The organism is Streptomyces sp. PTL18, from assembly GCF_059510295.1.
The window spans coordinates 59891-81283 of sequence record NZ_JCAJZO010000002.1 but is presented as its reverse complement, the minus strand read 5'-3'; the positions used below and the strand labels follow the sequence as shown (position 1 = coordinate 81283).

21 protein-coding genes and 1 pseudogene are annotated in these 21393 nt (G+C 71.0%); 13 read left to right on the top strand and 9 right to left on the bottom strand.

The features are described 5' to 3' along the window. Nucleotides 1–203 precede the first annotated feature (203 nt). Nucleotides 204–2339 (top strand): DHA2 family efflux MFS transporter permease subunit, encoded by a 2136-nt coding sequence (locus tag AC5WS8_RS04780; RefSeq protein ID WP_496102012.1) that lies wholly within the window; start codon nt 204–206, stop codon nt 2337–2339. Between the two features lie 48 nt (nt 2340–2387). Here AC5WS8_RS04780 and AC5WS8_RS04775 read toward each other — a convergent pair whose 3' ends face one another. Beyond that, nucleotides 2388–2528 (bottom strand): hypothetical protein, encoded by a 141-nt coding sequence (locus tag AC5WS8_RS04775; RefSeq protein WP_496102011.1) that lies wholly within the window; start codon nt 2526–2528, stop codon nt 2388–2390. 165 nt (nt 2529–2693) lie between these two features. Here AC5WS8_RS04775 and AC5WS8_RS04770 point away from each other — a divergent pair, with 165 nt between their 5' ends. Then, nucleotides 2694–3365: a hypothetical protein gene (locus tag AC5WS8_RS04770; RefSeq protein ID WP_496102010.1), complete on the top strand. Its 672-nt coding sequence runs from the start codon at nt 2694–2696 to the stop codon at nt 3363–3365. A 5-nt stretch (nt 3366–3370) separates the two neighbouring features. Further along, on the top strand, nt 3371–3952 hold the full coding sequence (locus AC5WS8_RS04765) for a hypothetical protein (protein ID WP_496102009.1): 582 nt from the start codon (nt 3371–3373) through the stop codon (nt 3950–3952). A gap of 160 nt (nt 3953–4112) precedes the next feature. Here the strand turns inward: AC5WS8_RS04765 and AC5WS8_RS04760 are convergent, their stop codons facing one another. Further along, complete coding sequence (locus AC5WS8_RS04760; RefSeq protein WP_496102008.1) at nt 4113–4532, bottom strand: DnaJ family domain-containing protein; 420 nt, start codon at nt 4530–4532, stop codon at nt 4113–4115. A gap of 134 nt (nt 4533–4666) precedes the next feature. Between AC5WS8_RS04760 and AC5WS8_RS04755 the strand changes: the two genes are divergently transcribed. Beyond that, nucleotides 4667–5062, top strand: a complete 396-nt coding sequence (locus AC5WS8_RS04755; RefSeq protein ID WP_496102007.1) for a hypothetical protein — start codon at nt 4667–4669, stop codon at nt 5060–5062. A 12-nt stretch (nt 5063–5074) separates the two neighbouring features. Here AC5WS8_RS04755 and AC5WS8_RS04750 read toward each other — a convergent pair whose 3' ends face one another. Beyond that, nucleotides 5075–5749 (bottom strand): O-methyltransferase, encoded by a 675-nt coding sequence (locus tag AC5WS8_RS04750; RefSeq protein ID WP_496102006.1) that lies wholly within the window; start codon nt 5747–5749, stop codon nt 5075–5077. 153 nt (nt 5750–5902) lie between these two features. Then, nucleotides 5903–6841: pseudogene (locus AC5WS8_RS04745) on the bottom strand (MFS transporter); the annotation flags it as partial. A gap of 210 nt (nt 6842–7051) precedes the next feature. Between AC5WS8_RS04745 and AC5WS8_RS04740 the strand changes: the two are divergent. From AC5WS8_RS04740 to AC5WS8_RS04730, 3 genes are all read left to right on the top strand, one after another. Continuing rightward, the gene (locus AC5WS8_RS04740; RefSeq protein WP_496102005.1) at nt 7052–7945 is read left to right on the top strand and encodes a glycerophosphodiester phosphodiesterase; all 894 of its coding nucleotides are present in this window, start codon (nt 7052–7054) and stop codon (nt 7943–7945) included. Nucleotides 7946–8592: 647 nt separating this feature from the next. Then, entirely contained in the window at nt 8593–9042 is a 450-nt protein-coding gene (locus AC5WS8_RS04735; protein WP_496102004.1) for a hypothetical protein, read from the top strand. Between the two features lie 44 nt (nt 9043–9086). Continuing rightward, entirely contained in the window at nt 9087–9239 is a 153-nt protein-coding gene (locus AC5WS8_RS04730; protein WP_496102003.1) for a DUF397 domain-containing protein, read from the top strand. On the opposite strand, the gene AC5WS8_RS04725 is transcribed toward AC5WS8_RS04730, so the two are convergent. Further along, nucleotides 9223–10392, bottom strand: a complete 1170-nt coding sequence (locus AC5WS8_RS04725) for a steroid 3-ketoacyl-CoA thiolase (RefSeq protein WP_496102002.1) — start codon at nt 10390–10392, stop codon at nt 9223–9225. The two genes, AC5WS8_RS04730 and AC5WS8_RS04725, sit on opposite strands and share 17 nt — an antisense overlap. Before the next feature lie 264 nt (nt 10393–10656). On the opposite strand from AC5WS8_RS04725, the gene AC5WS8_RS04720 reads away from it, so the two are divergent. Beyond that, entirely contained in the window at nt 10657–11892 is a 1236-nt protein-coding gene (locus AC5WS8_RS04720; protein WP_496102001.1) for a cytochrome P450, read from the top strand. A gap of 222 nt (nt 11893–12114) precedes the next feature. On the opposite strand, the gene AC5WS8_RS04715 is transcribed toward AC5WS8_RS04720, so the two are convergent. The 3 genes from AC5WS8_RS04715 to AC5WS8_RS04705 all read right to left on the bottom strand — a co-directional run bounded on the left by AC5WS8_RS04715 (nt 12115) and on the right by AC5WS8_RS04705 (nt 14859). Beyond that, the gene (locus tag AC5WS8_RS04715) at nt 12115–12543 is read right to left on the bottom strand and encodes an aggregation-promoting factor C-terminal-like domain-containing protein (protein WP_496102000.1); all 429 of its coding nucleotides are present in this window, start codon (nt 12541–12543) and stop codon (nt 12115–12117) included. A gap of 473 nt (nt 12544–13016) precedes the next feature. Beyond that, complete coding sequence (locus tag AC5WS8_RS04710; RefSeq protein WP_496102409.1) at nt 13017–14045, bottom strand: Strvi_7410 family MBL fold metallo-hydrolase; 1029 nt, start codon at nt 14043–14045, stop codon at nt 13017–13019. A 118-nt stretch (nt 14046–14163) separates the two neighbouring features. Continuing rightward, the gene (locus AC5WS8_RS04705) at nt 14164–14859 is read right to left on the bottom strand and encodes a glycerophosphodiester phosphodiesterase (RefSeq protein WP_496101999.1); all 696 of its coding nucleotides are present in this window, start codon (nt 14857–14859) and stop codon (nt 14164–14166) included. A gap of 308 nt (nt 14860–15167) precedes the next feature. Here AC5WS8_RS04705 and AC5WS8_RS04700 point away from each other — a divergent pair, with 308 nt between their 5' ends. Further along, a complete protein-coding gene (locus AC5WS8_RS04700; protein ID WP_496101998.1) occupies nt 15168–16628 on the top strand; it encodes an aldehyde dehydrogenase in 1461 nt (486 codons plus the stop codon). Between the two features lie 4 nt (nt 16629–16632). Continuing rightward, a complete protein-coding gene (locus AC5WS8_RS04695) occupies nt 16633–16866 on the top strand; it encodes a ferredoxin (protein WP_496101997.1) in 234 nt (77 codons plus the stop codon). A 277-nt stretch (nt 16867–17143) separates the two neighbouring features. Here AC5WS8_RS04695 and AC5WS8_RS04690 read toward each other — a convergent pair whose 3' ends face one another. Continuing rightward, nucleotides 17144–17788: a TetR family transcriptional regulator gene (locus AC5WS8_RS04690; protein WP_496102408.1), complete on the bottom strand. Its 645-nt coding sequence runs from the start codon at nt 17786–17788 to the stop codon at nt 17144–17146. Between the two features lie 228 nt (nt 17789–18016). On the opposite strand from AC5WS8_RS04690, the gene AC5WS8_RS04685 reads away from it, so the two are divergent. From AC5WS8_RS04685 to AC5WS8_RS04675, 3 genes are read left to right on the top strand one after another with little or no spacing between them, the layout of a single operon-like run. Beyond that, nucleotides 18017–19447 (top strand): glycosyltransferase family 4 protein, encoded by a 1431-nt coding sequence (locus AC5WS8_RS04685; RefSeq protein ID WP_496101996.1) that lies wholly within the window; start codon nt 18017–18019, stop codon nt 19445–19447. Then, the gene (locus AC5WS8_RS04680; RefSeq protein ID WP_496101995.1) at nt 19441–20184 is read left to right on the top strand and encodes a class I SAM-dependent methyltransferase; all 744 of its coding nucleotides are present in this window, start codon (nt 19441–19443) and stop codon (nt 20182–20184) included. Before AC5WS8_RS04685 ends, AC5WS8_RS04680 begins: the two co-directional genes overlap by 7 nt. After that, nucleotides 20181–21251 (top strand): prenyltransferase/squalene oxidase repeat-containing protein, encoded by a 1071-nt coding sequence (locus tag AC5WS8_RS04675; protein ID WP_496101994.1) that lies wholly within the window; start codon nt 20181–20183, stop codon nt 21249–21251. The genes AC5WS8_RS04680 and AC5WS8_RS04675 overlap by 4 nt, the downstream gene beginning before the upstream one ends. Nucleotides 21252–21393: the final 142 nt, after the last annotated feature.

The following is a 21393-nucleotide window of genomic DNA, read 5'->3' as shown; positions in this document are numbered from 1 at the left end:
TGGGCCCCCTCCCCGCCGAATTCCAGGAATTATGCAGATCTCCCTCACGGAATCTTCCGGCAGCCCCCGGAACTCCTCCTTCCCATCAGGACTCAACAGGCCATAACAGGTCACACCGACCACGATGAGAGTGCACGATGGACGACAGCGCACGGTGGGACGACAACGCACGGAGGTCGTACGACCGTCGACGGGAGGCCTTCATGACCGATGACACCCAGGGCAGGGCGGCGAGGGAGGACACACCGCCGGCGGAGCCCGCCATACCCGGCGCCGCCACCGGTGCGGGCACCGGCGACTCCACCGCCGCACGGGGCGCGCTCGGCGACGCCGGGGTGCGCGGTGGTGTCCTCGTCTCCATCGGCGCACTGCTGCTCGGCATGCTGCTGGCCGCTCTGGACCAGACGATCGTCTCCACCGCGCTGCCCACCATCGTCAGCGACCTCGGCGGTCTGGAGCATCTGTCCTGGGTGGTCACCGCCTATCTGCTCGCCTCCACCGCGGCCACCCCCCTGTGGGGCAAGCTGGGTGACCAGTACGGGCGCAAGAAGCTGTTCCAGGCCGCGATCGTGCTCTTCCTGATCGGCTCGGCACTGTGCGGCATGGCCCGCAACATGCCCGAGCTGATCGGCTTCCGCGCTCTGCAGGGCCTGGGCGGCGGCGGGCTCATCGTGCTGTCGATGGCCATCGTCGGCGACATCGTCCCGCCCCGTGAGCGGGGCCGCTACCAGGGCCTCTTCGGCGCCGTCTTCGGTGCCACGAGCGTCCTCGGCCCGCTGCTCGGGGGGCTGTTCACCCAGCACCTCAGCTGGCGGTGGGTCTTCTACGTCAACCTGCCCGTCGGCGTGATCGCCCTCGCCGTCATCGCCACGGCGCTGCACATCCCCCGGAAGGCCGAACGGCACGTCATCGACTACCTCGGCACCCTCCTCATCGCCTCCGTCGCCACCTGCCTGGTCCTCGTCGCCTCACTCGGCGGCACCACCTGGGCCTGGGGCTCGCCGCAGATCGCCGGCCTGGCCGCCCTCGGCGCCGTCCTGCTGGTGGCCTTCCTCCTCGTCGAACGCCGTGCCGTCGAACCGGTCCTGCCGTTGAAGCTGTTCCGCGTCCGCACCTTCACGCTCTCCGCCGTCATCAGCTTCATCGTCGGCTTCGCGATGTTCGGCGCGATGACGTACCTGCCGACGTTCCTGCAGATCGTCCACGGCATCAGCCCCACCCTGTCCGGTGTGCACATGCTGCCGATGGTGGCCGGCATGCTGCTGTCCTCCACCGCCTCCGGCCAGATCGTCAGCCGCACCGGCCGCTGGAAGGCGTTCCCGATCGCGGGCACCGCCGTCACCACCATCGGCCTGCTCCTGCTGCACCGGCTCACCGAGCACAGCGGCACCGCCGAGATGAGCGGCTCCTTCTTCGTCTTCGGCCTCGGCCTCGGCCTCGTCATGCAGGTCCTGGTGCTGATCGTGCAGAACGCCGTCGCCTACGAGGAGCTGGGGGTCGCCACCTCCGGCGCCACCTTCTTCCGCTCCATCGGCGCCTCGTTCGGCGTGGCCGTCTTCGGCACCGTCTTCGCCAACCGCCTCGCCGACAAGCTCGTGGCCGCGCTCGCCGGGCATCCGCTGCCGCCGGGCGTCACCCCGGCCGCCCTGAAGGCCGACCCACGCGGTCTCGCGGCCCTGCCGCCCGCCGTACGGCCCTCGGTGCTGCACGCGTTCGCCTCCTCCATCACCGATGTCTTCCTCTACGCCGCCCCGGTCGCTCTGCTCGGCTTCGTCCTGGCCTGGTTCCTGCGCGAGGACCCGCTGCGCGGCTCGGTCACGGCGCCGGACGTCTCGGAGACCCTGGCGAGCAACCCGGTGCACCGCTCGTCGTACGAGGAGGCCGGCCGCGCACTGTCCCTGCTCGGCTCCCGGGAGGGGCGCCGGGAGATCTACGAGAAGATCACCCGGCGGGCCGGGTACGACCTGCTGCCCGCGACGAGCTGGCTGCTGCTGCGGATCAAGAAGTACGGCTGGACGGAGCCAGCGCTGCTCGCCGAGCGCAGCTCCGTTCCGCTGCCCGTCATCATCGCCGCCGCACGGCAGGCGGAGGAGCGGCGCCTGGGCGTGCGCGAAGGGCTCGACCTGGTCCTGACCGAAGAGGGCCGCGAGGTCGCCGACCGCCTCGCCGAGGCGCGTGAGGAGTCCCTGGCCGAACTGCTCGGCGACTGGTGGGGCCCCGACCGCCCGACCGACCTGAGCAAGCTGGTCCAGGAACTGAACGCGGAGCTGTGCGGCTCGGACGCGGAACGCCCGCACAACGGCTCGACGACCCCACGACAGCTCGGCCGGGCCGTGTAGTCCTGCGACCGGACCGGTCGTCCGGTTCTGCGACCGGCCGCCCGGTGCTCAGCCCAGCTGCTTGGCGAACCAGCGCTCGGCGTAGTCGTTGTCGTTGTACGGCGCGGTGTACGGCGCGGTCTCCTCGTACCCCGGGCGTGTGTACAGGGCGCGGGCCTCCACCAGGTCGTTCCGGGTGTCGAGGACCATTCTCCCGGCGCCCGGCGTAGGGGCGCGCAAACGAATTACGCACGCCCTCCCGGTCTGTCGGCGGGGCGGAAGCCGGGGGTTCGTTTGGGGGCCTCCGTCCGGGCAACCCGGGCGGGAGACGGCCCGCCGGGCCGTAAGACCTGAAGGCAACCCCGGAAGGCACCCATGTCCACAGGCTGGATCATCGCTCTGATCGTGATCGTGATCGTGGCGGCCGCCCTCGCGGGCGCGGCCGCCGTTTCCCCACGGGCCCGGGGCGCGGGCGGCGGGCGGGGCCTGACGCGCCGCTTCGGACCCGAGTACGAGCGGACCGTGGCCCGGCACGACGGCGACACCAAGGCCGCGGAGCGGGAACTGACCGAGCGGCTGAACAAGTACGGCGCGTTGAACGAGCACCCGCTGGAGCCGGCCGAGCGCGAACGGTACGCCGCGCGCTGGGCGGCCGCACAGAAGCGCTTCGTCGACTCCCCGGGTGAGGCGGTGGCCGAGGCGGACCGGCTGCTCGCCGAGCTGGCGGGCGTACGGGGCTTCCCGGACGGCACCCGCTACGAGGAGCAGCTCGACGCACTGTCCGTGCACCACGCCCACCACGTCCACGGCTACCGCCGGCTGCACCGGGCCGCCCACGCCCCGGACACCGGCACTTCCGGAAGCGCGAGCACCGAGGAGATGCGCGAGGCCATGCTGGAAGCGCGTGCCCTCTTCGAGGACCTGGTGGCACCCCCGCGCCGGCAGTCGGCCGGCCCCACGGACAAGACGCCCCGGCACGCCGCCGGCAGCGCCGGGCAGTCCCGTCTGCCGTGGGCTTTCCACAGGCAGCATGTGAAGGGGAGTTGAGGGTGATGACGGAATGGACACCGGGCGGCGCCGCCGAACGCCCGGAAGCGACGGGGCGCCGGCTCGACACCGGAGAGCCCCGGTCGGCGGCGGAGTTCCGGCCCGAGACGGGTGAGTCCCGGTCGGGTGCGGAGTTCCGGCCCGAGACGGGTGAGTCCCGGCCGGGTGCGGAGTTCCGGCCGGAGGCAGGGGAGGCCGGGGGCGGGGGCGCCCACCTGCCCGGGACGGGCGAGCCCCGGTCGGCGGCGGAGTTCCGGCCCGAGACCGGAGAGCCCCGGCCGGCCGTGGCGGGCTCCCCGCGGGAGCCCCGGCTGCTGCCGCGGGACGAGTGCGACCAGTTCGAGCTGCGGTTGCAGCACGCGGTCGGCAGGTTCGTCGACCGGCCCAAGGAGGCCGTGGAGGAGGCGGACCAGGTGGTCCAGGAGGTCGCCTCGCGCCTCGCGGAGGCCGTGTCCTCCCGGCGCCGCACCCTGAAGGCGTCCTGGCAGGAGACGGGCGACGCCAGCCACCCGACGGCCGACACGGAACAGCTGCGGCTGGCACTGCGGGACTACCGGGCGACGGCGGAGCGGCTGCTGAGCATGTGAGACATGTGAGCGGCCCTGGGCCCTGTCGTCAGGGCCCAGGCGGGTGGGGTCGGCCAGGAGTACGTCTCCGGGTCGGCCCCGCCCGTTCTGCCATGGCGCCGGCCCGACGGCCGGTGTGGTCGGCCTGCAGCCTTCCCCGCACGCGCCCGCTTCCGGGCGCTCAGTCTGCTTCCGGGCGCCCCCCGTGGCGTTCGCGCCACTCCCGGGCGACCGCCTCCACGTCGTACGGCTTCAGGCCCAGCGGCGGGCCCGGGGGCGGCTTGAACATCATGTCGCGGATCTTCACGTTCAGCTGCTCGACCAGTCGCCGCGCCACCCGCTCCGACGGTGCCTGAGCGGCCGCCGCCAGCGTGTCCTCCGCCTCCTTGCGCAGGGCCAGCGTGGGCGGCAGGACCGAGATCCCCTCGCGGGCCATCTTCCGCTTGATCCACCACAGCTCGTCGTACGCCGTGTCGCTGACGGCAGGTGAGGGCTCGCCCGCGCCGGGGAGGTTCGCGAACTCTCCCCGCGCCTGGGCGTCCCGGATCTGTTTGTCGGCGAACGACTCGAAGCTGACGCCGGGTGGCTTGCGCTCGGTCATGGGTTCATTGTGCGGGACGTGACCCGACGGGGCGATCGGGCGAATTATCATTCCGGCGCGGCACGCCAACCGGGACGGACCGCAGCACACTTGTACGCCCGCACCTGAACCGCCCGCACCCAGAAGGAGCGCACGTGCTCGAACTCACCATGGCCTCGGTCTCCGCGGCGGACGTCGGGGCGACGGCCGGCATGCAGATGGCCGACGCGCCCAGCGACCCGGGCACCGTGCTGCGGGTGGGCCGGGACAGGTCCGTGTGCCGGCTGGCGACCCCGGACGACTGGCTGTTCGTCTCCCGTGTCCATCTGGAGTTCCAGTGCGGCCGCGACGGCGTCTGGCAGGTCACCTGGGTGCGCGGCTCCCAGCCCGATCCCTCCTCCGAGGTCGTGCTCGCACTCGCCGGACACCCCGCCCAGCCCCTGGCCTACGGTGGGACGGCCCAGCTCCCGCAGGGCGCCTCCGGTGAGCTCGTCATACAGGACCGCACCGCCCCCCGCAGCGTCAACGTGGGCTTCTACCACGAGGCCTGAGCGGCCCCCTTGTCAGCCCACCACCCGGGCCAGCGCGAACCCGTCGTGCCCCTTGCTGCCGACCGTCTGTACCGCCGTCGCGCTCAACTTCGGGTTCGAGGCCATCAGTTCCAGCGCGGCCCGGGTCCCCCGCACGCTCGGATCCTCGCTGCCCGCGTCGGTGACCTGGCCGCCGCGGACCACGTTGTCGAGAACGATCAGGCTGCCGGGGCGGGTCAGCTTCAGCGCCCACTCGACGTAGTGGGCGTTGTTGACCTTGTCCGCGTCGATGAACACCAGGTCGAACGGCTCGGGCTGCTCCTCGGCCAGCTTGGGCAGCGACTCGAGCGCCGGGCCGACGCGCACCTCCGCGCGTCCGGCCAGGCCCGCCCGTTCGAGGTTGCGCCGGGCGACCTCGGCGTGCTTGACCTGGTACTCCAGTGTGATCAGCCGGCCGTCCGCGGGCAGGGCGCGGCCCAGCCAGATCGTGCTGTATCCGCCGAGAGTGCCGATCTCCAGGATGTGGCGCGCGCCCTGGATCCGGGCCAGGAGCTGGAGCAGCTTGCCCTGGTTCGGCGCCACGTTGATGTGCGGCAGGCCCGCCGCGTCGCTGTCCCGCAGGGCCGCCGTGAGCGCCTCGTCCTCGGGGGCGAGCAGGTCCGTGAAGTACGCGTCCACGTCGTCCCAGAGCTGTTGCGCTGTACTCATGCACCATGCCTTTCGTGTGGCTGGTTAGATCGCCTAACTAGACTCTCTAACGAATATAGCCAGGGCAGGGTGCCGTGTCAGCGGATTTCCACCGCTCGGGTGACGCACCGCCCGGTCGAGCGGCGCGTCACCGGACCGGCCGGATGGGAGGGATCAGCGCTCCGCGCGCTCCAGCGACGCCGCCGAACCCGGCAGCGGACGGCCCGCCGACTCCGTCATGAACCACACCGCGGCACCGCCGATCACGGCCGCCGCCATCATGTAGTACGCGGGCACCATCATGTTCCCGGTGGCGCCGATCAGCGCCGTGACCACCAGCGGGGTCGTGCCGCCGAACAGCGACACCGAGACGTTGAAGCCGATCGACAGCGAGCCGTAGCGGACCCGGGTCGGGAAGAGGGCCGGCAGCGTGGACGGCATGGCCGCCGTGAAGCAGACCAGCAGCAGGCCCAGCGCGCCCGTGCCGAGCGCGACCGCGAGCAGGCTGCCCTGGCGGATCGGCAGGAGGGCCGGCACGGACAGGAACAGGAACCCGGCACAGCCCGCCGCGATCACCGGGCGGCGGCCGACCCGGTCGGACAGGGCGCCCAGGAAGGGCTGCACGATCATCATGAGCGCCATCACGGCGAGCACGACCAGCAGCCCGTGCGTCTCGTCGTACTTCAGCTCACTGGTCAGGTAGCTCGGCATGTACGACAGCAGCATGTAGTCGGTGACGTTGAAGACGAGCACCAGCCCGATGCAGAGCAGCAGCGCCCTCCACCGGCCGGCGATCATCTCGTGCAGCGGCACCTTGGGCCGCTCGGCCTCGGCCTTGTCCACCTCGGCCGCGAACGCCGGGGTCTCCTCCAGGCGCAGCCGCAGGTAGAGCCCGATGGCGCCCATCGGGCCGGCGATCAGGAACGGGATCCGCCAGCCCCAGGACACCAGGTCGTCGGAGGACAGCAGCGCCGTCATCAGGGTGACCAGGCCCGCGCCGCCGACGTACCCGGCGAGCGTGCCGAACTCCAGCCAGCTCCCGAGGAAGCCGCGCCTCTCGTCCGGCGCGTACTCGGCGATGAACGTGGACGCGCCCGCGTACTCGCCGCCGGTCATTCTGTGATCCATCTCGCGTCCCGTACCGGAACCGAACCGGTCGCGTGCCTCGTCGCCGGCCCCGGGCGACGGAGCGTCAAAAGCCGTCCAGCCGAGTAGGGAAGTTGACTGCGAGTCCGATGTGGACCCTGTGAACCGTCCAGTAGGATCGCCGGGTTCACGGCTTCACTCAACGTTCATCCACGGGGCATACGGGGGATTGCGTACATGGCACGGCGTGGTACGCCCGGTTCGGCCCGTCCGAAACCGCGTGGCAGACGTGCGCTGCCCATCGGGCTGACGTCCGCGGCGGTCGTGACCTTGTGCGTCGCCGCACTGACCGGCCGGACGTCGGGAACGCCGACGGCTCACGAGCCGACGCGGAGCCCCGTCGCCGACTGCTCCGGCACCCGTGTCATCGGGCACCGCGGCTCTCCCCGGCGCGCCCCGGAGAACACGATCGCCTCCTTCCAGGCGGCAGCGGCTCACGGAGCCGACTACGTGGAAACCGATGTGCAGGTCACCGAGGACGGCGAGCCGGTCATCATGCACGACGCCACCGTGGACCGGACGACCGACGGAACCGGCCGCATCGACCGGCTCACCGCGCAGCAGGTGTCCGCGCTGACGGTGAGGGGCGGCGGGCGCGTCCCGACCCTGCGTCAGGCGCTGGCCGCCGTCAAGGCGTTGCCGGTCCGGTTCCTCCTGGAGATCAAGGGGCCACAGACGCCCGCGGCGGTCGACCACATCCTGCGCATGGTCTCCGAGACCGGAATGACCGAGCGCACCGTCGTCCAGTCCTTCGACGAGACCATCGTGCGGCACGCGGCGGCCTCCCCGTACCGGATCAAACTGGCCCTGCTCCGGGACAGGCTCGACGGGGATCCCGTGGCCACGGCGCGGAAGTTCTCCCTCGCCGCGTACGCGGTGAACTTCAACAGCCTCTCGGTGCACCCCGACGCGGTGCGCCGGCTCCACGCGGCCGGTGTCCAGACGTTCGTGTGGACCGTCGACGGCGACAGCAAATGGCGGACCGCGACGTCGTGGGGTGTCGACGGCGTCATCACCAACACCGCTGACCGGTTCTTCCAGTGGCGGAAAGACCACTGCGGTCGAAGGTGACGGGCAGGAAAAACCTGGCTCTGCGCTCCAGATGCTGAGCTGACGTCGAGCAGCGGAGTGCGCGGAAGGTAGTCGATCGCGGTGGTTCACGCACGGTCTCGTTGCTGCTTCCGCGCCCGGGAGCGTCGATACGCACGCAGGCTGGGACGCTGCCGCTGAAACAGTTCACGGTGGTGCGGATTCTCTGTTCGTCTCGGTCCAGCAGGCGGCCGGTGGCCCTGTGACCGTCCAATGCGTGCGGGGACCTCACCGGCCGACTGGAAAGCTCCTTGTGTGTTCCGGGGAACCGACGCTCCCAATGCTCCAGCAGGAGATCGTCACGCGCCCTGGTCATGAGGCTGCCCCAGGTGTACCGAGAGTTCGTCACGACCGGGGGAGGCGGCGCTCCCGGCTGCAGCGAGGACACTTCACGAGGATCGCGCTACGAACTCTTGTGCGTGCGATGTACGTAGTTCCACCGATGACCCGTGGCCGCGACTCTGGCAAGCTCATCAGCGACGTATCGGCTCATCACTGCGTGGTCGCGGAGGTGTGACGAGGCAACGCGACCGTGCGACGGCCGGCATGGATGACGGTCCCGCCTGTGTGGGGAGCGGGTGAGCCGCTACTCGGCCACCTGCGAAGAGTCGTCAGGAGGGAGTCGCAGGTTGAGCAGCATGTGGCGTGCGGTGGTGTGGCTTTGGCTCGCGCCGACGGCGTTGTTGACGGGATCCGCCCTACTGCTGTGGACGCGTGCCCGCAGTGTGCGTCCCTCCCTGACGATGACCACTGGCGTGACGGCCGGGTGGCAAGATGCCTGGGAGTCCGACGAATCGGGCCTCATCCACGTGGGTTACAGGACGACGGTCGAATTCGTCACTGAGTCAGGTCAGTCGGTGCGTGCCACGTCGAAGGCGAAACCGCTCGACGCACCACCGGAGTTGGGGCAGCAGGTGCCCGTGCTCTATCGGCGCGACCGCCCCGGCTGGTGCTTCGTCGGCACCTTGGACGACTACGACCGGGAAGCGCACGACGATTTGTTGTCGCTGGGCGTGTGCGGTCCCATAGCTTTCGGCTTTCTTGCGGGGATAATCATCCTGATCGCGACGCTGTGGTGAGAGGGCCGGGCGGGGTGCTGCGTGATCGGGTGACAGCGGGGTTCATGCAGCCACAGCTGCGGGTGGAGTCGATCGCCGAAACCCCTTGCGCCACTGTAGCCCTACGCGACTCCAAGACCCCCGTCGGTCCGGTACTCGCCCTCGCGCCCGCCACCTTCCCGGCGTTCGTCTCCTGGGCGGTCACAACCGCTGAATGATCGTCCCGGTGGCCAGTCCGCCTCCGGCGCACATCGTCACCAGCGCGAACTCCTTGTCCGCGCGCTCCAGTTCGTGCAGGGCCGTCGTGATGAGCCGGGCTCCGGTGGCTCCCACCGGGTGGCCCAGTGCGATCGCGCCCCCGTTGACGTTCACCTTCTCCAGGTCCTGGTCGAAGACCTGGGCCCAGCTCAGGACCACCGACGCGAACGCCTCGTTGATCTCCACCAGGTCGATGTCCTTCAGGGACATCCCGGCCTTCCCCAGTACCGCCCTGGTCGCGTCGATCGGGCCGTCCAGGTGGAAGTGCGGGTCCGCGCCCACCAGGGACTGGGCCACGATCCGGGCCCGCGGGCGCAGCTTCAGCGCGCGTGCCATCCGCTTCGACGCCCACATGATCGCCGCCGAGCCGTCCGAGATCTGCGAGGAGTTGCCCGCGGTGTGCACCGCCGTCGGCATGATCGGCTTCAGGCGGGACAGCGCCTCCAGCGACGTGTCGCGCAGGCCCTCGTCCCGGTCGACCAGCCGCCACATGCCCTGGCCGGCCCGCTGCTCCTCCTCCGTCGTCGGCACCTGCACGGCGAACGTCTCGCGTTTGAACCGCTCCTCCGACCAGGCGATCGCCGCCCGCTCCTGGGAGATGAGGCCGAGCGCGTCCACGTTCTCGCGGGTGAGGCCGCGGTGGCGGGCGATCCGCTCGGCCGCCTCGAACTGGTTCGGCAGGTCCACGTTCCACTCGTCCGGGAAGGGCTTGCCCGGACCGTGCTTGGAGCCCGAGCCCAGCGGCACGCGGGACATGGATTCGACACCGCATGAGATGCCGACGTCGATCACTCCGGCCGCGACCATGTTGGCCACCATGTGCGACGCCTGCTGGGACGAGCCGCACTGGCAGTCGACCGTCGTCGCGGCCGTCTCGTAGGGCAGGCCCATCGTCAGCCACGCCGTGCGCGCCGGGTTCATCGACTGCTCGCCGGCGTGGGTCACCGTGCCGCCGACCACCTGTTCGACGCAGTCGGCGGGGATGCCGGTGCGGCCCAGGAGTTCGCGGTAGGTCTCGCCCAGGAGGTAGGCGGGGTGCAGCTGGGCGAGCGCGCCGCCGCGCCTGCCGATGGGGGTGCGCACGGCTTCGACGATCACGGGTTCCGCGGCCATGGGGGGCTCGTCCTCTCCTCGGTCACCCGCGCGGCGCGGGCGTCCCGGCCCGCCCGCCACGCAGAACTAGTACGCGTTCTAGTTCTGTGTGCAGTGTGCTGACAGGGAGTCCAAGGCCGCAAGGGTCGTGCAGCCTCCGGAGTCGTGATCTGCACGAGTCTCGCACGCGATCGGGGCGCCGCGCCCCTTGCGGCTTGTAGAACCCGTTACTACCTTCACGGCAACCTGATAGGCCGTCAGACAGAAGAATGGTGGGGGTCGCCCATGCCCTGTCCCGCGCTGCCCGACGGGTTCGACTTCACCGATCCCGATCTGCTGCACCACCGCGTGCCCCTGCCGGAGTTCGCCGCACTGCGCCGGGCGGAGCCGGTGCGCTGGATACCCCAGCCGGCCGGGCTCGCGGGCTTCCAGGACGAGGGGTACTGGGCGGTCACCCGGCACGCCGACGTCAGGTACGTCTCCACGCACCCGGAGATCTTCTCCTCGTCCCTCAACACCGCGATCATCCGCTTCAACGAGCACATCGAGCGCGACGCGATCGACGCACAGCGGCTGATCATGCTGAACATGGACCCGCCCGAGCACACCAGGGTCCGCCAGATCGTGCAGCGCGGCTTCACCCCGCGCGCCATCCGGGCCCTGGAGGACAGGCTCCGGGCCCGCGCACGCGCCATAGTCCGGGGCGCGCTCGCCCACGACGGCCCCTTCGACTTCGTCACCCAGGTCGCCTGTGAACTGCCGCTGCAGGCCATCGCCGAACTGATCGGCATCCCCCAGGAAGACCGGGTCAAGATCTTCGACTGGTCCAACAAGATGATCGCGTACGACGACCCCGAGTACGCCATCACCGAGGAGGTCGGCGTCCGGTCGGCCGGCGAGATCATCGCCTACGCCATGAACATGGCCGCGGACCGCAAGCAGTGCCCGGCGAAGGACATCGTGACGACGCTGGTGGCCGCCGAGGACGAGGGGAACCTCAGCTCCGACGAGTTCGGGTTCTTCGTGCTGATGCTGGCCGTCGCCGGCAACGAGACCACCCGCAACGCCATCACGCACGGCATGCACGCCTTCCTCACCCACCCCGGCCAGTGGGACCTCTACAAGCGGGAGCGGCCCCGGACCACCGCGGAGGAGGTCGTCCGCTGGGCGACCCCGGTCAACGTCTTCCAGCGCACCGCCACCCAGGACACCGAACTCGGCGGCAAACAGATCCGCAAGGGCGACCGGGTGGGACTCTTCTACTCCTCCGCCAACCACGACCCCGAGGTCTTCGACCAGCCGGACGTCTTCGACATCACCCGCGACCCCAACCCGCACCTGGGCTTCGGCGGCGGAGGCCCGCACTACTGCCTCGGCAAGTCCCTGGCCGTGCTGGAGATCGACCTCATCTTCGACGCGATCGCCGACGCCATGCCGGGCATCGAACCGGCCGGGGACCCACGCCGCCTGCGCTCCGCCTGGATCAACGGAGTGAAGGAACTCCGCGTCACCGTGGGCTGACCGACGGACCCGGGCCGCACGCCTCCCGGCGCCGCCGGCCCGTCCCGAGGGAGGCAGGGGCATCCCCACGCCTCGCCCCTGCCTCCCCCGAGGCCGCGCAGGTCACTCCCGCCCCGACGCCATCAGCGCCGGCACGGCCGTCGCCACGGCCGTGAGCAGCGCCGAAGGCGGCGGCCCCGGATCCGGGGCCGCCGCCTTCGCGGTCGGGTGTGATCGGCTCGATCAGTACCAGTGGTGGGTGGACCAGAAGTTCCACGCCGCAACCGGGCTGCCGTAGCGGGAGTTCATGTAGTTCAGGCCCCACTTGATCTGGGTCGCCGGGTTGGTCTTCCAGTCGGAGCCGGCGGACGCCATCTTCGACGCGGGCAGCGCCTGGACCAGGCCGTAGGCGCCGGAGGAGGTGTTGGTGGCGTGGATGTTCCAGCCGCTCTCATGCGAGACGATCTTGTTGAACGCTGCGTACTGCGCCGGGTCCGGGATCATCTGGTGCGCGGTCGCCTGGACGGAAGAGGGCGAGGCGGAGGCCGTCGTCGGGGTGGCGGCCTGGGCGGGCGCGGAGGCGAGCAGCGCGCCGGCGGCGGCAGCGGCCACGGTGGTGGCGGCGACGGCCCTCTTCGGGGAGGCGATGCGGCGGATGAAGGAGACGGTCACAGGAAACCTTTTCGTCGGGGACTCGGGGGCCGCCCGCATGCCGGAACCGCGGGAGGCGGTGGGGCATGCGTCGGCGCCGCGACCCGGGTGGGCTCGTCGGCGCCTGGCGACGTCATCCAGAGAAGCAGGCCGAGGGGGTGTCCGCAATGACCCCTTTTACTAGTTGTGGCCGCATCCGTCGGAAACGCTCGGTGTGTGACCTGGCTCTCAATCCGCAGGTCGGGCGGGCAATTGGCGCATGCATGCCATGCCGTTGGATCTACGGCCCGACGTCGTAGGTGACGGTGGTCACGTGGGGCGTGTCACGGGGTGGGTCACGCACTGCCCAGAAGGGATATACGGAAGGGAACCGAACGGTGTGACCCCTGTCGCACGACCTGCGGTCGGAATGTGACCGGGGTCGCAGGCGCAGAGCCCGGAGATCCGGCCGGATCTCCCATCGGGTCTCGTGGAACGTGCGGTGCCGGCGTTTTTCACACCGCCGCGTACGCCACCGGATCGCTCCCCGCCACCGCCTCCGCCCGCCCCAGCTTCACCAGCCGGCGCACATGGGCCTCGGCCTCGGCGACGGCGATGTGCCGTGAGCCGTACGGGATGTGCTCCCAGGGGCGGTTCCACTCCATGCGCTCGGCGAGCTGCCACGGGGTGAGCGGGACGGACAACAGGGCCAGCAGCCCGGTCAGCCGCTCCCCGTGGTGGGCCAGCAACTCCCGTACGCGGCCCGGCGCGTCGGTGAACGGGTGCTGGTGTGCGGGCAGCACCTCGGCGGCCCCCAGGCGCCCGACGCGTTCGAGCGAGTCGAGGTAGTCGCCGAGGGGGTCGGTCACGGTGGTGTCGTCCGGGTCCTCGTACAGACCGATGTGCGGGGTGATCTCCGGGAGCAGATGGTCCCCCGAGAACAGGCGCCCGTGGCCGTGGAGTCCGGCGGGATGCTCCTCCTCCAGGTGGAGGCAGACATGGCCGGGTGTGTGCCCCGGCGTCCAGATTCCGCGCAGGCGGCGGCCGGGGAGGTCGAGCAGTTCCCCGGGGACGATCTCCCGGTCGGGCAGCGCGGGCGCGAGGCCCGGCAGGTCCCGGCGGCCGTGCGCGGCGCGCAGCGGGGCCAGGTGCTCCTCGGGGGCGCCGGCCGCGGCCAGTTTGTCGGCCATGTACGTGTACCAGCGCTCGGGGCGGGTGCCGCGGGTCCGCCGTACGACCGCGGTGTCCGCCGCGTGCATCGCGACCCACGCCCCCGACGCCTCGCGGACCCTGCCCGACAGGCCGTGGTGGTCGGGGTGGTGGTGGGTGATGACGACGCCGAAGACCTCCGCGGGCGAGGTCCCGCACTCCGCCAGCCCCGCCGAGAGCGCGTCCCAGGAGTCCGGGTCGTCCCAGCCGGTGTCGATCAGCACCGGGCCGCGGTCGGTGTCGAGGACGTGGACGAGCGTGTGGCCGAGGGGGTTGTCCGGGATGGGGACCCGGAAGGACCGTACGCCCCCGCCGTGGTCGCGCGCCTGCGTCATCGGCTCCCCGCCCCGGCTCGTGGTCATCCCGCCTCCGCCCGCCCGTGGCCCCCGCCCACTATAACTAGAACTGGTTCCACGTCGGAGTGTCCTGCGGGAGCTCCGTTCGGGCCCTGGGTCAGGCCGTGGCCTCGACCAGTCGCTTCATGTCGGGCTGGTCGGTCACGCAGCCCACCAGGCCCAGCGCCCGGGCCAGCGCCAGGTCGCGCTCGTCGTTGACGGTCCAGGCCATCACGTCGATGCCGGCGGCGCCGCACTTCTCCACGATGGCCCGGTTCAGCTGGCGCAGCTCCACGCTGACCAGGGTGCAACCGACCTTCTGGGCGCGGCCGACGAAGGTGTCGCGGTGCGCGCTGGGGCCTGCCACCAGCACGGTGCGGGCCTGCGGCAGCAGGTTGTGGATCTCGATCAGCGCCACGTCGTGGAACGACAGCACCGAGACCCGGTCCAGCAGGTCGCGGTCGGTGAGAACCTTGGCCAGCGACCGGGCGGCGGCCACGTCCTTGATCTCCGCCTGGATCGGCAGCGTCGGCCCAACGGCGTCCAGCACCTCGGCGAACGTGGGGATGCGCTCGCCGAGGCCGGCGTCGAGCTTCTTGAGCCTCCGCAGCTTCTGGTCGGCGATCGGACCGGAGCCGTTCGTCGTGCGGTCCAGCGTGTCGTCGTGCATGACGACCAGCTCGCCGTCCCTGCTCAGGTGCAGGTCCAGTTCGATGCCGTCCAGTCCCTCGCGTTCGGCCCGCAGGAAGGAGCGCAGGGTGTTCTCCGGCTCGGCGGCCATGACGCCGCGGTGGCCGATGGTGAAGAAAGACACTCGGTTGCCGTCCTTGGATGTGGTGGTGCGGGTAGCCGCACGAGTGCCGTACCCTCCCGCCGGGCGGCGGGCGGCGGCCCGTCGGAGTGCCCAAGCCTAACGGGCCCGCTCGGCCGCACGTTCGGGCCGCCTGGGCCGGGGACGGCGGCCCACGGGCGGCCCAGGTGCCATGGCGGCCGCTCACCGGCGGCAAAACCGCTGGTGGGGGCCCATCCGACCGCGACCCTGGCTTAGTTGCACCAGAACTGGTATCAGTTCTGACATGCCGTCAGGAACGGTACCGCCGGCTCCCGCAGGAGGCAGTCGCCATGACCGAGCTCGTGGAACACGGACAGCTGTTCATCGGCGGGGAGTTGACCGATCCCCTGGGCGAGGACGTCATCGAGGTGGTCTCCCCGCACACGGAGGAGGTCATCGGCCGGGTGCCGCACGCCTCACGGGAGGACGTCGACCGGGCCGTCGCCGTGGCCCGCCGCGCCTTCGACGAGGGTCCCTGGCCGCGCATGACGCTCGACGAGCGGATCGGGGTCGTGACGAGGATCAAGGACGCGATCGCGGTACGGCACGAGGAGATCGCACGCGTGATCTCCTGCGAGAACGGCTCCCCTTACTCCTGGAGCGTCCTCGCGCAGGCGCTCGGCGCGATGATGGTGTGGGACGCGGCGATCACGGTCGCGCGGACCTTCGAGTACGAGGAGCGGCGCGACGGTGTTCTCGGGAAGATCCTGGTGCGGCGCGAGCCGGTCGGGGTCGTGGCGGCCGTCGTGCCGTGGAACGTGCCGCAGTTCGTGGCCGCCGCCAAGCTCGCGCCCGCGCTGCTGACCGGCTGCACGGTCGTGCTCAAGCCGTCGCCCGAGTCCCCGCTGGACGCCTACCTCCTCGGGGAGATCACCCGTGAGGCCGGGCTGCCTGAGGGTGTGCTGTCGATCCTGCCCGCCGACCGCGAGATCAGCGAGTATCTGGTGGGGCACCCCGGGGTCGACAAGGTGTCCTTCACCGGCTCGGTCGCGGCCGGCAAGCGGGTCATGGAGGTCGCCGCGCGGAACCTGACGCGCGTGACCCTGGAACTGGGCGGCAAGTCGGCGGCCGTGGTGCTGCCGGACGCGGACGTCGAGACGACCGTGGCGGGGGTCGTTCCGGCCGCGTGGATGAACAACGGCCAGGCGTGTGTCGCCCAGACCCGCATCCTGGTGCCGCGCTCGCGCTACGACGAGTTCGCCGACGCCTTCGCCGCCGCGGCGAGCGCCCTCGTGGTCGGCGACCCGATGGACCCCGCGACGCAGGTCGGCCCGCTGGTGGCACGACGGCAGCAGCGGCGCAACCTCGACTACATCCGCATCGGCCAGGAGGAGGGCGCCAAGATCCTCACCGGCGGTGGGCGGCCCGCGCACCTGGAGCGTGGCTGGTACGTGGAGCCGACCCTGTTCGGCGGCGTCGACAACTCCATGCGGATCGCCCGCGAGGAGATCTTCGGGCCGGTCATCTGCCTGTTGCCGTACGGCGACGAGAGCGAGGCCGTGAGGATCGCGAACGACTCCGACTACGGGCTGAGCGGCAGCGTGTGGACGGCGGACGTGGAGCGCGGCGTCGAGGTCGCCCGGCAGGTCCGTACCGGGACGTACTCGGTGAACACCTTCAGCCTCGACATGCTCGGCCCCTTCGGCGGCTACAAGAACTCCGGGCTCGGACGGGAGTTCGGCCCCGAGGGCCACGGCGAGTACCTGGAGCACAAGATGATCCACCTGCCGGCCGGGTACGGGGAGGCGTAGCCGCATGGGAGACCGCTGGCACATCGAGGTCGACCGCTCGGTCTGCATCGGCTCGGCGCAGTGCGTGCACCGGGCGGCCGGCGCCTTCCGCCTCGACGCGGGCCGGCAGTCCCACCCGGTCGAGGAGGACCCCGACGCGGGTGAGGAGATCCTTCAGGCGGCGGAGAACTGCCCGGTGGAGGCCATCGTGATCACGCTGGCGGGGAGCGGGGAGCCGGTGTTCCCGCCCGAGGAATAGACCCGAGGAATGGATCTGCGGCGAACTGTCCGAAAAAACCTAAAAAATCATGGTCTGAGGCCTTCCATCCGAGTCTGGAAGTTCTATTCTGGAAAGTGCCTACGGGACGAGTGAAGGAACTCAACCGGAGATGCCGACTGGGGCGTGAAGCTTCGGCTTCCGCTGTGGCCGACGTCGACGGTCGACAGGCCGGAAGGTCGAAGGACCTGAAGGTCGACCGGAACCCGTCTCGTAGGTCTTTCTGTGCGCCTGCCCCTCGGTGTGCCGATCCCTCGTGCTACTTCTGCCTGCGCGGGTCCGTGAGGTCGATCAGCCGGCACACCGTCTCGATGTCGATCCGAACCTGGGCGATGGAGGCGCGGCCGGACAGCCAGGTGATCAGCGCCGAGTGCCAGGTGTGCTCGATCACGCGGACGGCGGAGAGCTGCTCGGGGGTCGGGTCCTCCAGGCCCATCGCGTCCAGGATGATCGCGGTGGTCTGACGCGAGACCTGGTCCACCTCGGGGCTCACGCTGCGGTCCGCGAAGGTCAGGGCGCGGACCATGGCGTCGGCCAGGTGCGGCTCGCGCTGCAGCGCGCGGAAGGCGCGCATCAGTGTCTCCGCCACCCGTTCGGCCGAGGTCCGTCCCGTCGGCGGCTTCTTCCGCAGGGTGCCGTGCATGCGCTCCAGCTGGTCCTGCATGGTCGCGACCAGCAGGTGCACCTTCGACGGGAAGTAGCGGTACAGCGTGCCCAGCGCCACCTGCGAGGACTCCGCCACCTCCCGCATCTGCACCGCGTCGAACCCGCCCCGGCTCGCCAGCTGCGCGCTCGCGTGCAGGATCCTGCGGCGGCGCGCCTCCTGCCGCTCGGTGAGCGGAGGTGAGGCCGGCTCCGCCGCCGGTCGCGCGGTACTGGCTGGCACCTTGGCTTCCGCAGGCATGGGTCCCGTTCCGTGACAGTCGGTGAGGGTGGTGATCAGGTCGGTGAGGGGGTGGGTGATCGGGCGGGGCGGCAGGGCGGCCGTGGCGCGAATCACCCGATCCGCCGCTCACGGTGGCGCTACCTGCCGGTAGATTCAGAGGCTCTTGAACGATCAAGTCTGTAACTTGTTCTAGATTACCGTCCCGGCGTAGTCTCGCGGGAAGCTGCAGGGAAGAAGGGGCCGAGAGTGACCGCTGAGGCCAGGGAGGCGGGTCCCGAGGGGGGTTCCGCCACCGATGGCGAGCGCCCGCTGCGCATCGCGCTCCTGACGTACAAGGGGAACCCGTTCTGCGGCGGTCAGGGCGTGTACGTACGGCACCTGTCCCGTGAGCTGGTCCGGCTCGGCCACCGGGTGGAGGTCATCGGCGCGCAGCCCTACCCCGTGCTCGACGAGGGCGAGGGCCTTCAGGGTCTCTCCCTCACCGAACTGCCCAGCCTCGACCTGTACCGCCAGCCCGACCCCTTCCGCACCCCGAAGCGCGAGGAGTACCGGGACTGGATCGACGCCCTCGAGGTCGGCACGATGTGGACCGGCGGGTTCCCCGAACCGCTGACGTTCTCCCTGCGCGCCCGCCGCCATCTGCGCGCCCGGCGCGGCGACTTCGACGTCGTGCACGACAACCAGACCCTCGGTTACGGCCTGCTGGGCGATGTGGGCGCACCGCTGGTGACCACCGTCCACCACCCCATCACCGTGGACCGGCAGCTGGAGCTGGACGCGGCCGAGGGCTGGAAGAGGCGGCTGTCGGTGCGGCGCTGGTACGCGTTCACCCGCATGCAGAAGCGGGTCGCGCGCCGGCTGCCGTCGGTGCTCACCGTCTCCGGCACCTCCCGCCAGGAGATCGTGGACCACCTGGGCGTCGACCGGGACCGCGTCCACGTCGTGCACATCGGCGCCGACACCGACCTGTTCTCGCCGGATGCGTCGGTGCCGCAGGTGCCGGGCCGGATCGTCACCACCTCCAGCGCGGACGTGCCGCTCAAGGGCCTCGTCTTCCTCATCGAGGCGCTCGCCAAGGTGCGGACCGAGCACCCCGGGGCGCACCTCGTGGTGGTCGGCAAGCGCGCCGAGGACGGGCCCGTCGCGCACGCCATCGAACGCTGCGGACTCGAGGGCGCCGTCGAGTTCGTCAAGGGCATCTCCGACACGGAGCTGGTCGGCCTGGTGCGGTCGGCCCAGGTGGCGTGCGTGCCGTCGCTGTACGAGGGGTTCTCGTTGCCCGCGGCCGAGGCGATGGCGACCGGTACGCCGCTGGTGGCCACCACGGGCGGTGCCATACCGGAGGTCACGGGCCGCGACGGGGAGACCTGCCTGGCGGTCCAGCCCGGTGACGCGGGCGCGCTGGCCGCCGCGCTGAGCCGGCTGCTGGCGGACCCCGAGCTGCGGGCACGCCTCGGCGCCGCGGGGCGCGAACGGGTGCTGCGGCACTTCACCTGGGCGAAGGCGGCGGAGGGGACGGTGACCCGGTACCGCGAGGCCATCGCCCGCACCCGCTCCCGGCTGCCCTCACGCGGGGGCGCCCCCGTCGGAACAGCCGCCGCTTCCGCGGTCGCCGCCTCCTCCGTGGCCGCCGAAGACATCGTCGTACCCAACCGCGAAAGCAGGGCCACGTGCTGACCGTCGACTTCTCCCGGTTCCCGCTCGCTCCCGGCGACCGTGTGCTGGACCTCGGCTGCGGTGCCGGACGGCACGCGTTCGAGTGCTACCGGCGTGGTGCGCGGGTCGTGGCGCTGGACCGCAGCAGCGAGGAGATCCGCGAGGTCGCCAAGTGGTTCGCGGCGATGAAGGAGGCGGGTGAGGCTCCGGCCGGCGCCACCGCCACGGCGATGGAGGGTGACGCGCTCGCGCTGCCCTTCCCCGACGAGTCCTTCGACGTCGTGATCATCTCCGAGGTCATGGAGCACATCCCGGACGACAAGGGCGTCCTCGCCGAGATGGTCCGGGTCCTCAAGCCGGGCGGCCGTATCGCCGTCACCGTGCCGCGCTACGGCCCCGAGAAGGTCTGCTGGGCCCTGTCCGACGCCTACCACGAGGTCGAGGGCGGCCACATCCGTATCTACAAGGCGGACGAACTGCTGACGAAGATACGGGAGGCGGGCCTGAAGCCGTACGGCACGCACCACGCGCACGCGCTGCACTCCCCGTACTGGTGGCTGAAGTGCGCGTTCGGCGTCGACAACGACAAGGCGCTGCCGGTGCGCGCGTACCACAAGCTGCTGGTCTGGGACATCATGAAGAAGCCGCTCGCCACCCGGGTCGCCGAGCAGGCGCTGAACCCGCTGATCGGCAAGAGCTTCGTGGCGTACGCGACCAAGCCGCATCTGCCCCGCCTGTCCGAGGCGGACGCCACGTGACGACCCCCCGGACAGAACACCTCGTCCTGCCCGGGGTCCTCACCGCCGAGCAGGCCGCCGCGACCGTCGCCGGGATCCTCGGCGTGCAGCGGGAGGACGGCGCCATACCGTGGTTCCGCGGGCACCACCTCGACCCGTGGGACCACGTCGAGGCGGCGATGGCGCTGGACGCGGCGGGGGAGCACACGGCGGCCGAGCGGGCCTACGACTGGCTGGCACGCCATCAGAACGAGGACGGCTCCTGGTACGCGGCCTACACCGACGGCGACCCCGAGCAGGTCACCGACCGCGGCCGGGAGACCAACTTCGTCGCGTACGTGGCCGTGGGCGTCTGGCACCACTACCTGGCGACCGGCGACGACACCTTCCTGGACCGCATGTGGCCGACGGTGTACGCGGCGGTCGAGTTCGTGCTGCGGTTGCAGCAGCCGGGCGGCCAGATCGGCTGGAAGCGGCACGACGACGGCACGGACGTGGCGGACGCGCTGCTGACCGGGTGCTCGTCCATCCACCACGCGCTGCGCTGTGCGCTGGCGATCGCCGAGCAACGCGAAGAGCCCCAGCCCGACTGGGAGCTGGCGGTGGGCGCGCTCAGGCACGCGATTCGCCGGCACCCGGAGCGGTTCCTGGACAAGGACCGCTATTCGATGGACTGGTACTACCCGGTGCTCGGGGGCGCGCTGACGGGCGCGGAGGCCAAGGAACGCATCGACGCGGACTGGGACCGTTTCGTCGTGCCCGGTCTCGGTGTGCGCTGCGTCGTGCCCAACCCATGGGTGACCGGTGGCGAGTCCGCCGAACTCGCCCTGACGCTGTGGGCGATGGGCGAGTCCGACCGGGCCCTGGAGATCCTCCAGTCGATCCAGCACCTGCGCGATGAGAAGACGGGCCTGTACTGGACGGGCTACGTCTTTCAGGACGGGGCGATCTGGCCCGAGGAACTGACCACCTGGACGGCGGGTTCCCTGCTGCTCGCCGTGGCCGCCCTGGGCGGCGACGAACCGACCTGCACGGTCTTCGGCGGCGAGCAGCTGCCTCTGGGCCTGGACACCGACTGCTGCGCATAGCTCCGTGGCCTGCCCGGTGCCGTCGGGGCTGCCCCTGGGGCTGTTGCCCTCAGCCACAGCGCTCGGGGCAGTGCTCGGTGGTGGTGCTCGGTGGCGGTGTATGCGGTTGGCGACGGCGTGGCCCACGAAGAGGTGGACCACC